The following is a 14210-nucleotide window of genomic DNA, read 5'->3' as shown; positions in this document are numbered from 1 at the left end:
GTAGTTGGGGGTTTCCCCCTGTGAGAGTAGGACGTTGCTAGGCATGCGAAGCCATTCCCTTTGGGGAGTGGCTTTTTTGTGTTTTATTATGGAAATGAACTGAATCCCAAGTTGAGTAATCTCGTGGATATTGGTTGTTCACTCAGTGAATCAGAGAAAGCGCGCTATCGTCCAGCAAAACTGCTCTATGAAATGCATTGACCGCTCTATCGCCTCGCTTATTCGCTCTATCCGTTTGCTCAAGCGCTCTATTGTCTTGTTTATCCGCTCTATCAATCAGCTAAAGCGCTCAATCCCCACGCTTATCCGCTCAATCACACGTCTTAAGCGCTCAATCCCCACGATTATCCGCTCAATCAAACGTCTTAAGCGCTACAATCCCCACGGTTATCCACATCACGCCCCTCAGCAAGCAATCTTATCAGCCACACCAACCATTCAATCACCAAAAGATCATCAACTTTACTCCACATCCACTATTTTCCCCAGGAAATAACTAAATTTCTCTTTAAAATTTCATTTAACCTAATAGTCTATGACTTGTTGGGGTATATTGATAGTAAGACACGTACGATAGCAGGGGAGGGATTTCTATGTTCATGACTATAATTAAACGCTTCTTTAAAGAACGCTTTTTTGATCAGGCGGCGCAGAACGCTTACTATTTGTTGCTTTCGGTATTGCCTTTTTTGCTTGTAGTGCTGTCTATTGTACAATTCTTACCTGTAGAAGAGGCTAGTATTTTAGCGTTGCTACGTCCATTTGTGCCAGATGAATCTTTTCAGCTGATTGAGCAAAGTGTTCAGTCTGTACTTTATAAAAGTCATGGCAAGTTACTAGCACTCAGTGTGCTAGCTGCATTATGGACCACATCCATTGCGGTACAATCATTTGCCCGTTCATTGGACATGGCGAATCGGAGGCTTCATCAGCAACCGCTATGGATTAGCATAATCCGTAATCTCGGTGTAACGATTCTATTCATGCTTATCGTACCGATGTCTCTATTTTTGCCGTTGATTGAAAAACTTATGCATACAGTCATTGCGTATTATGATGTGCTAGATGCATGGGAAGGCTGGTTGTATATTTGGCCCAATATAAAATGGGGTCTTGGCACATTCTTTTTATTTTTGTTCTTCTTATTATTTTATCAACTTATGCCAACGGGAAAGATGAAATGGAAAGAGGCGTTGCCAGGAGCTTTGCTTTCAGCATTTGGCTGGCAGTTAGTTTCATTATTATTCGGAGAGTATGTATCACGGGTGGATTACTCTAGGCTATATGGACAATTAGCCGGGATTATCATGCTAGTGTTATGGTTTTATCTAACGGCAGTAATTATTATTCTTTCTGGATTATTGAATGCAGAGTGGAAAAGGAGGAGACGGATTACATGAAGATTTTAGTGGTGGATGATGATATACATATTTTGGAATTGGTGAGTATTCATTTGCGACAGGCAGGGTATACCGTCGTGAAGGCAATGAATGGACTAGAGGCACTTGAGGTAGTCGACAAGGAGTGGCCAGATTTAGCGGTGGTAGATGTGATGATGCCAGGCATGGATGGCTATACGCTAACGAAAAGGCTTCGTGAAGATACGGAAATCCCAGTTTTGTTGTTGACAGCTAAAGGCGAGATGGAGGACAAGGAGCGTGGCTTTTTGGCTGGATCAGATGATTATTTGGTAAAGCCATTTGAACCGAAGGAGTTATTGTTCCGGATCCATGCTATTTTGAGACGTTATGATAAAGCGGTAGACCGGATGATTCAGGTCGGTCCTTTAGTGATCAATCGCCAGAGTTATGAAGTAGTGCTTGGTAAGAAGTCATTATTGCTTCCATTAAAAGAGTTTGAATTGTTGTCAGTGTTAGCTTCTCGCCATGGTCAGGTGTTTACGCGCGAAGTGTTAGTAGAGCGCGTATGGGGCTTTGATTATGAAGGAGATGAACAGACGTTGAGTGTGCATATTAAACGTTTGCGGGATAAGCTCGAGAAGCTTACGAGTCAGGTGAAGATTGTGACGATACGTGGTGTTGGGTATAAGCTTGAGGTTTTGGAATGAAGTCGCTGTACGGGAAGTTTCTCGTCTTAACAGTTGGGATCATGGTGTCAAGTGCGATAGTAGCGTTCCTTTCCGTCAACACCTATTACCACCGATATTTAAAAGATGAGAACGATGCGAAGAATGTTAAAGTTGCCGAGGAGATTGCTTTGTTCATCGAGGCGAATGACAGCATAAATTTACCAGCCTACTTTGATATGCTGGCCGGAGCGGGGTATAAGCTGCTCGTCAAATCGCCTGATGGTGACTCGATTGTCTACGGGGAAGCATTTCGGGATGATAACCTAGAGTATGGAGCGGTTCAGAAGGTCTATAGTGGCCAAGTCTATCATGGTATGCGGGACCTAAAGGCAGAAACGTTTGTGACGGGTTATTTCTCTAATGAATCCGCTAATACAGTAGGTGTACCGTTTATGTACGATGGAAAAACGTATGCATTGTTTTTGCGACCAGATATTAAAATGCTCTTCACGGAAATCCACTATTTGCTCGGTGGCATGGTTATAGTCATGGCGATTATCAGTATTCTCGCGATGCTCGTCGTTGCGCGGAAGCTGATTGCACCAATTGTTGTATTGACGAGAGCGACGAAGAAGGTAGGCGAGGAGCAGTTCACGAGTGAGCTGTCGATTGATCGTCGAGATGAAATTGGGCAACTGGCGAATAGCTTTCAACAGATGATTGATCGTTTGAGTGAGAATGACCAAATTCGAAAAGCGTTTGTCAGTGACGTATCGCATGATTTCCAGTCACCATTATTGAATATTAAAGGATATGCAGATTTGTTAATGGATGAAGAGTTACCAGCTATTGAGCGTATACGTTATGCGGGAATCATCCAGTCTGAAACAGAACGCCTATCGACTTTGACGAAGCAGCTACTATTGTTGACATCACTCGACCAGCTTATCTCGCCATTGCAGAAAAAAGTATTCCGTGTGGATCAGCAAGTGAAAGAAACTGTGCGAAAAGCACAATGGTTATTGCAAGAAAAAGAAATGTCCGTCATGCTTGAAGTGGATGACATCACGTATGAAGGTGATCCTGCATTTCTTGAGAAAGTATGGGAGAATTTATTGTCGAATGCACTGAAATATTCGCCGGATGGGGGAACGATTGACATCCGATTGACTGAGAGGAACAATGAGGTCTATTTCTCTATTGAAGACACAGGAATTGGTATGTCAACTGAAACTAAGAATCGAATATTTGACCGTTTTTATCGTGCAGACCACTCGAGAACGCGCGAAGTGGAAGGGACCGGTCTTGGATTATCTATTGTTGAACAGGTAGTACGTCTTCATGATGGCCGTGTGGAAGTGGTCAGTGAGTTAGGTAAAGGTACCCTATTCATTGTATATTTACCGAAGCTGTAACAGGCTGTTCATCTTCCGTTCATCTCGGAGTGTTATAATAAATGTAATATAAAGACGACAGGAGGAAATATAAAATGCAAGAAAAGTGGAGTGTACGATTGATTCGTATTGCAGCAATTTTTGGTTTAATTGGGACGGTTCTTGGTTCCCACATGGCAGGGGCCGGTTCGTATGCGTTCCGTCCGATTCACGCGCATATTTTACTTGTAGGCTGGTTGTCTGTGTTTTCATGGGGCGTGTTCTACAAGATTTACCGAGTCCGTGCTAGAAAGCTGTTAACACTGCAAGGCTGGACAGGGATTATCGGTTCGATTGGTTTAACGGCGGGAATGTGGTTGCAGTTCATGCAGCCGTTTAATATAAATGAAGTATTCTCGCTCATATTCTATATCGTAGGCGGTACCGTGTTATTAATAAGTTTTGCTTTATTCGTAGTTGTAACATTTATGATCGAAAAAACACCTGCTGCACGTCAATAAATAATTACCCAAGAATCTGGTTCACTCCGGATCCTTGGGTTTTTTGTTGTCGAATTTTACGGGAAAATTTTCACTGATAATCAGTAGTTTCAACAAATATTGCATCACTCCTATGACATACTAGAGCGACCTAACAGATGAAGGAGCGAATGACAATGACTGCTCGCAATCGGTTTCACCTCATTATGATTTGTTTTACTGTCTTGATTGCTGGAACGTTGTTAATTAAACAAACGGCGAGTTCAGAACAACAAAAGATCGAAACAATAGGAATAGATTATGCCTCGATGAATCAGTCCGTAGAAAAGGTGCTGAAAGATATGCCCGAAATAGCAAAGGAGCTGGCATCTATTCAATCCGGAAAGCATGAGAATCAGCTCGATCAATCATTTTCAACAAGTAAGACAGAGTTCCGTTTACGTGTGAAAAATAATCTTACTGAGCAAGAGCACTCTTCTCCGTTTCTGAGAGGTATCGCGGAGAAGCAAACAGAACATTATCAAGATGCTTTAGATATTGCAGAAGAAGCATATGGGATTACAGTAACGGAAGACGAAATAGATGCGTATATTGAAGAGAATGTATCGACAATTTGGGACGCGGAAAAACGAAAGTATGCGAAGTCGCTACAATTAACACTAAACGAACTGGACTATCAATTTGATCGAGACGTCTATGTGATGAATGTACTCTGGGAGAGAGTATTACCTATCGTGATGCAAGAGTTTCCGCGAAAGCGAGGCGAAAGTGGACAAGCATATGGAAAACGATTGAAGGAAGAGTTTTTCAGTGGTCAAGAGGATTCTGTTTAGGAAATGCTAATAATATAAATGCGAGAGACTAATCATGAAAGGAGATTAGTCTCTTTTCTGCTGTATACAGCACTAAAAGTTTAAGAGTTTTGTAAGAGGTGGTCATTATACTCGTATGAGTGAAGAATACGTCTATCGAAGGAGAAGGTGCAATGACTCGGAAATTTATAGGTTGGGCTCTTGTCATTGGCGGAGTGTTAATCGTTTGCTATCCGATGTTGAAGAATATCGCATACGACAAACAGCAACAGGAACTTCTTGAAGCCTTTGATCAGCTCGGTGCCATGGAAGACGTGGACTTTACGGATGAACCGGAAAGGGTATCGTCAGCGGAAGCACCAGTGGATAAGAAAAGCCCTTCACTTCAAGGTAGTCGTGGAATTGTCTCGATCGATAAAATTGACTTGAAGATGCTAATGTTCGATGGGGTTACGGAGAATGAACTCGGCAAAGGTGCGGGGATCATGGAGCCACAAAAAGACTTCACGAAACATAATGTTGGCCTTGCAGGACATCGTGCAGTAGCGGATGGCAAGCAGTTCAATCGGCTTGGAGAACTGGAAGTAGGCGATGACATACAGGTGAATACAAAGAATGAAATCCTTCATTACCGCATTACCGATACATTTATCGTACATAAAACAGACGTATCCGTATTAGAAGACAAAGAAACACCGCAACTCACACTCGTCACATGCACACCACTCGGTAGCTGGAATCCGCCCGACCGATTGATTGTGCAAGCAGAACTTCAAGAAGTGGAGAAGCGTTAACCAAGTTATTTATATCTACATATAGATAAGAGTTGTAAAAGAGGGATATTCATTTGAAGGGTCAGCAGCTAACGACCTTGCCATACACAATGAAGAGAGAAGAGGGGAAGAAATTTTGAAGAAACAGATCAACATATTCATGCTTACACTTCTGATCATCAGCCAAACTATTCTAGGGCCGATTGGTGCAAGTGTGGCTAGTGCGGAAAGCTTTCCGCAGTCTACGTCGAATGATGTAGGGAATGAAGAAAATAAAAGAAATTCTGCTGAGGCAGATACAGAGAAGGTTGAGGTTCCCGAACAAGATCTAGTTAAGCCCGAGGAGCCGAAAGAACCGGTAAAGCCCAAGCCAGAAAATGAAGGATCTAATGATTCTGAAGAACAACTAGATAAACCTTCTGTAGAATCTGATGAGAAACCGGATGAAAAACCGGTTATAAAACCGGAAACGAAACCTGAAGCTAAGCCCGAGTCCAAACCTGAAGCGAGACCCGAATCACCGTCTACAGATGAAACACAACCTGACGCAACTGACGACGAAGAAATAATCGACGAAGAAAAAGATGCTGAAGATGTAGATGCGGATGAGGAGCCTGCAGAAGAAGATGAGTCGGATGAAGAAGAAAAAGAAACTGTACCTGCCGGAGAACTACCGTCATCCGTAATTACAGATGCAGAGTTAAGAATAAATGATACTTTAATTTCAGGAACAGGTCCATTTACAGTGAAGAATGGAGACAACGCGACACTTAAATTTAACTTGGAACTTGCGGCTGGTCATACATATGGTCCAGGATCCACATTAAAATATACTTTGCCAGAAGTTTTCAATGGTATCACATTCCCTGAAGGAACTAATTTTGGTGAACTTGGTGTAATAACACAATCAGGAAGAGAAATAACTATTACTTTTAATGATTCGATTATTGATGAAGAGGGTATAGGAGCAGCACTAGAAAATGCAAAGTTTACAATCAGTGTTACGTTAAATAGTGTAGACAATGAAACTAATCAAAAAGTAGAATTACCAGGAAAACAAATTATTGAATTAAATTTCGCACCAGTGAATGGAAATTCAATTACCAAAGAAAATGGTGTAGCAAAACCTAGTGCTACGAACAGTGAATTTATAGAATGGGAAGTAAAAGTAAACACAGACTTAAAAGCAACTGGAACAGTAGCATTCAAAGATACGTTAACTACCAATACTGATAGTGGACATATTTATGATCAAAATTCCGTCGTGATTACGGAACTTTCTATGAAAGCAGATGGTAGTTATACAGAAACAGCAACTGGATTAACTCCAAACTTCAACGGAACCAATAAAGTAATGTCCATAAATCTAGATGGAACAAAAGCGTATAAAATTACTTATAAAACAATACCAGAAGACCCGGGTAATAATGAATCTGTACAGTATCATAATAAAGCTGAATATGGCGACGCGAAAAGTGAAACTAAATCTGCTACAGTTTCTTATGGAGCACCTTTAAATAAGAGCGTCTCTGAGAAACCGAATGGTTCAAACTTAGCAACAGAGTGGAAAATTGATTATAACTTCAATAACCGTACCATTTCGGAAAAGGATGCTGTTTTAAAAGATACATGGACTACAAGTGGTGGTGCGGGTACTGGTAAACAAGTTCTATCAGACTTCAATGTATATGAAGCGGATGGGACTACACCTGTAGCTGCAGGTGTATATACAAAAACAGACAATGGTGACGGTCAAGGATTTACGCTTCAATTCAATCAAGAAGTTACTAAACCATATGTCATTAAATATAAAACAACACCAAGCGATATCTTCGCTGCACAAGATTTCAAAGTAACAAATACGGTTAAACGTGAAGACATAGTAATTGGCGATAAGACAGCGTCACAATCTTATACCAAGAAAAGTTTTGTGTTGAACAAGACTGCTAATTCAATTGATTATGAGGCCAAAACAATTAAGTGGAGTATTACTGCTAACCAAGCGAATTACAGTTTGAATGCCAACTCTGTTTTTGAAGACAAGTTCACAAACAGTAATATGACTTTGCAGCAAGATACGCTTAAAGTTACAGTTGGGGGAGTCACCTTAGCAAAAGGCGCTGATTATACTGTAACTGATATTTCAAAGGACGGATTTAAAGTTACATTATTGAAGGCTGTTGATAAAGAAATAAATATTTCTTATACAACTGATTATGATATAAAAGATGTCGGTACGAATACTCGTGCTTTTAAGAATGATATTGTACTGAAAAATAGTGGCTTGCCTAAAGATCCCTCAGATTCTGCAGAGGCATCAATCAAACTTGAACAAAAAACAAATGGAAAAAAGGAAGGGAAGTACAACTATGCAACACAGGAATTTGAGTGGGAAGTAGAGTTAAACTTTAACTACAACGAGTTTACTAACGCTATCTTTGAAGATGTTTTACCGGATACTCAAAAGGTCACGGATATAAAGGTCTATTCAGGAACACTTAATTCAGCTGGTAACTTCCAACAAGGTGCTGCACTAACTGTTACTAATACTGCTAGTGAACCTAACAAAATCGTATTGGATTTAGGAGATATTACGACTCCACATAAAGTGGTGTACAAATCTAAAGACAAAGATGGAGTTTATCCAGTAACTAAAGATAATATTTCAATTAAAAATCAAGCTAAGCTAACACAGGACGGTAATCCTGACTTAACTTCTTCTTGGACAAAAACGGTAACTGTCAATTATACAGATAAATTGATCAATAAAACCGGAGTACAAGTAGACGGTACGGCAGGAATCAAGTGGAACTTTGAGTTTAACTATGCGCAGTCAAATCTGCAGAATGTAGTTATTACAGATACAGTAGGAGCTAGCGAAGGATCTCCTGATCAAATTATAGATCGCGACTCATTCAAAGTATATGAAGTAGCCTTGACAGGTTCAGAATCTATACCATCAATAGGTAAAACCGAATTAAAAAGCGGATACACACTAAACGTAGATAACAAGAAGGGTAAATTCACATTGACCCTTCCAGATGGTAATAAAGCGTATTACGTTGAATATGAGACTACTTATTTCGGACCTAGCGGCGCTAATTCAAATGCCACAAATAACGTCGAAGTGAACTATATAAGTACTGAAGGATTACATGCTTCTGATAGTTCACCAATAAAGAATTTTACGTACGGAAACTCAGGATCAACGACTAAGGTTCCATTTGTTGCGATTAAAATTGATGGAGTAACAGGTTTGCCAATGGCAGATGTTACTTTTACTTTATTTAGTGAGTACAGACCAGGAAAAGCACTAACATCCGCGAAAACAGATGCGAATGGAGTATTTGATTTGGGGATGAACTTAACAGAGGGTAAATATACTTTAAAAGAAACCACAGTAGATGGATATGATAATCCTGGAGATATACACTTCACTTTGCATCGCGATTCTGTCCAAAAAAGTGGAACATACGCAGGGAAACAAATTGTAAACATTGAAAACTTCCCGACAGGTTATGAAGATAAGATATGTAAAGATTTTGTTCTAACAGCAAAAGATGTAGACGGAATGCCAGTTTCGAATAAAGAACTTATACTGACTAACAAAGCGACAGGCCAAGTGTCAAAAGTTACTACAGGTACGGATGGCTTAGTTAAGATTCCTTCCAGCGGAAACAATAAAATTAATGCAGGGACGTATACTGTAACTACTGCAGACAATTCAGTGTTAAAAGACGTGAAGATAAATTACACCGAAGATTGTGAAGCATCTGTGCAGCCAGCTCCATCATGTGATTCGTTTACAATTACAGTACAAGATAAAGATCTGTCTGCACGTCCAAACGTTTCTGTAACATTGAAACATACAACCGATGACTCAGTAGACGTGATTACTGTAAAAACTGACGATGAAGGTAAAATTAAATTACCTTCAAAAACAACTACAGCAGGTATTTATACTGTGTACGAAGGTAAAATACTTCTCGGTCAGGTGAACGTCACGTATAAGAGTGATTGCATCGCATCCGTAGGTGAAGGAGCACAATGTGAAAACTTCACGTTAACGGTGATAGATGCAGACGGAGAGCAGCTTGTTAACAATATTACTATAAAGAAAGCCGATAGCGTTGATCAAGCGATAGTAGGTACAGCAACTGCAGAAAACACACTATCTTTTGAGGCACTTGCACCAGGAAAGTATGATGTATATGAAGATAGTGAAAAATTAGGTAGCTTCACAGTGAATGAAGAATGTGAATTTGTATTTACGCAAGAGTTGAAATGTGAAGAATTCACAATTATTATTGAAGATATTAAAGGTGAAATTCGACCAAATCTTACTGTAAAATTAACACATAAAATTGATGGTACCGTAATTAAAACATCTACTGATGCTGCTGGTAAGATCAAATTACCTTCAACAACTACAGCAGGAATTTATACTGTATACGAAGGTAATATATTCCTTGGCGAAGTAAACGTCACGTATAAAGACGTTTCTTGTAAAGATGTAGTAGGCGAGCTATCTAAATGTGAAACGTTCACGTTGACAGTAAGAGATGCTGATGGAGAATTACGTGAGGCAGGCATCGACATTAAGATTACAAAAAAAGATGAGACTGCCGAATTCAAAACGATTAAAACAACTACTGGAGGTATAGTTTCTATTCCGAACCTTCCACCAGGAGAATATGACGCTTATGAAAATGGTGAAAAAATCGGTAGTTTTTCATCGAATGATAAATGTGCAACTGAATTAGAATTAATTCTAACATGCACAAACTTTACCATTACCGTTGAAGATCAAGATGGTGCAATTCGTCCGAATGTTACTGTATCTATGAAGTATAAAGATGATAGTACAGTAAAGACGATGACTGCTAAATCAAATAAGGATGGAAAAATCGTATTAAGCATAGATACTAAACCAGGTATTTATGAAGTCTATGAAGGAAAACAATACGTCGGCGATGTAAAAGTCACATATCTAACTGATTGTGAAGCTTCAGTGGGCAAAATGGCAACGTGTGAAACATTTACGTTAGCAGTAAAAGACGTTGACGGAAAGTTATTCCCAACTGGAACGGAAATTACTATTAAAGAAAGAGGCAGTACAGATACATTTAAAAAAGGAATAGTGGATGCAGATGGAAATGTTTCACTTCCAAACCTTCCACGTGGAAATTATGTTGCATTTGTTGGCGAAGAGGAACTTGGTAACTTTAAATCTGATGCTGATTGTAAAGCGTCAGTTCAACCACTGCCGACATGCACAGACATAACAATTACTATTAAGGACCAGGACGGAAAACCTCGTGCTGGTATTATGATATCAGTGAAGAAGGAAAAGAAAAATGTTCCTTTCTATACAGCTAAAACAAATGCTCAAGGTGAAATGAAGGTTCCGCTAACTGATATTCAAAATGCTGGTGGTCCGGGTCAATACTTTGTTTATGAAGGCGATTTGTTTATTAAAGAAATTGAAGTCAGTTATAAAGATTGTATAGCTGAAGTTTCAGCAGCTGCTCCTGTATGTGAAGATTTCACACTAACTGTCCAGTATAGAAGTGGAGAAGTTCGTCCCGATGTTGAAGTGATAGTAAAAAGTATAACGGGAGAAACCATTATTAATGCAAAAACAGATAGAAATGGTCAAATCAAAATCGATAATAAGAAAATGAAGCAGGGCACATATCAAGTATTTGAAAAGTCTTCTCTTATTAACTCATTCAAGGTAACTGATACATGTTCAGCAACAGTTAAGCCTAAACCACTGCCGCCTCAACCTGAAGTGTGTACAGACTTTACAATTGCTGTATTTGAAGAAGGCAACCCAGCAAGACCGGACATTGAGGTGGTCTTGAAAGACGGAGACAAAGAAGTGGCAAAAGGAATAACAAATATTAATGGAGATGTGAAAATTTCCAAATCGGTTCTGCCGAATGGTGACTATGAGGCATATGTGGATGGCAAAAAAGTTGGTACTGTGAAAGTAACGGATACTTGTCATGAAACAATCACCATCCCAACTAATCCAACATGTGAGAATTTCACCTTAACGATCATGGAAAACAATAATCCGATCATAAAAGGTAAAGAAGTTATCTTAAAGTCAGGTGACAAAGAAATCACAAAAGGCAAAACAGACGTAACAGGAAAAGTAGTATTCCCAATCAACGTTAAGCACGGGAAGTATGATGTAATCGTTGATGGCAAAAAAGTCGGGACAGTTACCGTAACAGAAACGTGTGAAGGCACAATTTCATATGCTCCTGTATGTGACGACTTTACTGCTACCGTAACGAAAGATGGTAAACCAGTAAAAGATAAAGAAATCGTCTTGAAAAAAGATGATAAGGAAGTAGCAAAGGGTAAGACGGATAAAGACGGCAGAGTAACATTCCCAGGTAAAATGCCGACAGGAGATTACGATGTCTATGTAGAAGGAGAAAAATCAGGTAATGTAACGGTTGGAAATCCTTGTGAAGCAGGAACCATTGTATTGGCTCCAACTTGCGAGTACTTTACGCTCACAGTGTATGAAGACGGTAAACCAGTAGGCCCGGGCAAACAGATCACGCTGAAACAAGGTGAGACAGTTAAAGCGGTGGGTACTACAAATGCACAGGGGAAGATTGTGTTTGATATTGCAAAGTTAGCTAAAGATGAGTATGATGCATACCATCAAGAAGTAAAAATAGGAAAAGTGAACGTTACGAATACATGTGAAGAGACATTGACTCTAACGCATGCACCAGTATGTGAAGAGTTTACTGTAACGGTAACAGAAGACGGTAAATCGGTAGGGGCAGGAAAAGAAGTTATCTTGAAAGATGGAGATAAAGAAGTAGCAAAAGGTATAACAAATACCGATGGAAAAGTAATATTTCCCGGGAAATTACCGAATGGAGCCTATGATACATCCGTAGATGGTAAGGCAACAGGTCCTATTACAATTACAAATTCATGTGAAGCTGTCCTAAATGTAGAAGGATCATCTGGTGGCGGTAATCCAGTGGATCCAAACGAACCAGGTAAACCAGGCGAGCCGGTAGATCCAAACGAGCCAGGAAAACCGGGCGAGCCAGTGGATCCAAATGAGCCAGGAAAACCAGGTGAGCCAGCAGATCCAAATGAGCCGGGTAAACCAGGTGAGCCAGCAGATCCAAATGAGCCAGGAAAACCGGGCGAGCCGGTAGATCCAAACGAGCCAGGAAAACCGGGCGAGCCAGTGGATCCAAATGAGCCGGATAAACCAGGTGAGCCAGCAGATCCAAATGAGCCAGGAAAACCGGGCGAGCCGGTAGATCCAAACAAGCCAGGAAAACCGGGCGAGCCGGTAGATCCAAACGAGCCAGGAAAACCAAGCACTCCATTGACACCGAGCACACCAAATATACCAGCCGGTTCTATTGGAGCCGCTGGAAGCAATACGAATGGCAGTAATGGCACTATCAGTAGTATTAGTGGAAGTAAAAACCCTAACACCTCGACAGGCAGCAATTTACCTCAAACAGGTGAAATTTATCCAATCATCCCAATCACACTAGGAATCTTGCTGATTGCAGGTGGTGTATGGGTTTTACGCAGAAAGAAGCATGCGTAAAAAATAAGTAGAAATTAGAAAGGTCAGCCACTTATGGGGCTGACCTTTTTTATAGTTCGTTTAAGAATTTTGTAAGAGTTTAACAGTATATTATATAAAAGAAGAAGAGTATCTCACAAAGGGGTGGACTATATGGCTTCTTCAAATTTTATGTATGATTTAGATACAAAAGAATACCTTTCAAATAAATTAAAGAATTTGTCAAAAAGACATGATCAAGTGCCCGTTGCAGGTTGTAGCAGTAGCTCAAAAGAATCTGTTCAGGAGTTAGAAAAAGAAATACTTTATTGGCGACAGCTTGCATGTCAAGACGACCTAACGAAATTACCAAACCGAAGAGCGTTTTACTTCACAATTGAATCTTACCTTCGAAAAGCAGATGATCAAGCAGAAAAGGTAGCATTTTTCTATATCGATATTAATCAATTTAAATTGCTTAATGATACGTATGGACATTGTGAAGCTGATAAATTATTGCAGGAACTAGGGCGTCGATTACAGGCATTCTCTGCAGTAGAAGAAGTTTTTCATTTTAGTGGTGATGAATTTGTCATTATTTATCGTTATCAAAATGATTTCCGATTAAAAATTAGTAATATCCTATCAACTTGTAATAAACCATTTCAATTGGCAAATGAAGAGATAAAAATAAACATTAGTATTGGAACTAGTTTATATCCAGTGCACAGTACAGATGTTGCTACATTGCTTGAATACGCTGATTCGGCCATGTACTCGGCAAAGCGCAGTAAAAACAATACGTATTATTTATATCAATAAATATATACAGATGAAGTTAGATTCTATTAATCTGAGACGGGAGGGGACAACTATGATTGCATACATGATAAATGATTATTATATATGTACGTCCTACGAAGAAGTATCTTCACTACTTCATGATATTTTGCATCACTCGCGCTTACCAAATACTATGGAGATATATATATTTCATATTTGCAAAGGGAACTTAAATATAGAAAAACAAGAATTCATATCAGACAATGGATTAGTAATTAATTTGTCCTATAAAAAGTGTGAGGATATATATTACAATATAAATTAGACAGTAATTGGGAGGATAATGAATGCAAAAGATGAAAATAACAATTGT

General features: G+C 39.6%; 9 protein-coding genes. All 9 read left to right on the top strand.

Annotated features, from left to right (window positions below):
- Positions 1-78 precede the first annotated feature (78 nt).
- Entirely contained in the window at positions 79-201 is a 123-nt protein-coding gene (locus CSV70_RS16795) for a hypothetical protein (protein WP_255407681.1), read from the top strand.
- A 392-nt stretch (positions 202-593) separates the two neighbouring features.
- Positions 594-1400: a YihY/virulence factor BrkB family protein gene (locus tag CSV70_RS12630; RefSeq protein WP_085132345.1), complete on the top strand. Its 807-nt coding sequence runs from the start codon at positions 594-596 to the stop codon at positions 1398-1400.
- The gene (locus CSV70_RS12625) at positions 1397-2068 is read left to right on the top strand and encodes a response regulator transcription factor (protein WP_085132346.1); all 672 of its coding nucleotides are present in this window, start codon (positions 1397-1399) and stop codon (positions 2066-2068) included. The genes CSV70_RS12630 and CSV70_RS12625 overlap by 4 nt, the downstream gene beginning before the upstream one ends.
- On the top strand, positions 2065-3444 hold the full coding sequence (locus tag CSV70_RS12620; protein ID WP_085132347.1) for a sensor histidine kinase: 1380 nt from the start codon (positions 2065-2067) through the stop codon (positions 3442-3444). The genes CSV70_RS12625 and CSV70_RS12620 overlap by 4 nt, the downstream gene beginning before the upstream one ends.
- Before the next feature lie 74 nt (positions 3445-3518).
- The gene (locus tag CSV70_RS12615; protein WP_085132348.1) at positions 3519-3923 is read left to right on the top strand and encodes a hypothetical protein; all 405 of its coding nucleotides are present in this window, start codon (positions 3519-3521) and stop codon (positions 3921-3923) included.
- 155 nt (positions 3924-4078) lie between these two features.
- Positions 4079-4735 carry a hypothetical protein gene (locus CSV70_RS12610; protein WP_099661094.1) on the top strand — a complete coding sequence of 219 codons (657 nt, stop codon included), beginning with the start codon at positions 4079-4081 and terminating at the stop codon, positions 4733-4735.
- Positions 4736-4887: 152 nt separating this feature from the next.
- Positions 4888-5508 (top strand): class D sortase, encoded by a 621-nt coding sequence (locus tag CSV70_RS12605; protein ID WP_099627807.1) that lies wholly within the window; start codon positions 4888-4890, stop codon positions 5506-5508.
- 115 nt (positions 5509-5623) lie between these two features.
- The gene (locus tag CSV70_RS12600; RefSeq protein ID WP_099661095.1) at positions 5624-13096 is read left to right on the top strand and encodes a collagen binding domain-containing protein; all 7473 of its coding nucleotides are present in this window, start codon (positions 5624-5626) and stop codon (positions 13094-13096) included.
- A 132-nt stretch (positions 13097-13228) separates the two neighbouring features.
- Positions 13229-13876, top strand: coding sequence for a GGDEF domain-containing protein (locus CSV70_RS12595; protein ID WP_085132352.1), 648 nt, complete (start codon positions 13229-13231; stop codon positions 13874-13876).
- Positions 13877-14210: the final 334 nt, after the last annotated feature.

The sequence above is a fragment of the Sporosarcina sp. P25 genome, from assembly GCF_002743235.1.
Taxonomy (GTDB): Bacteria; Bacillota; Bacilli; order Bacillales_A; family Planococcaceae; genus Sporosarcina; species Sporosarcina ureae_B.
This window is presented reverse-complemented; position numbering and strand designations above follow the sequence as displayed.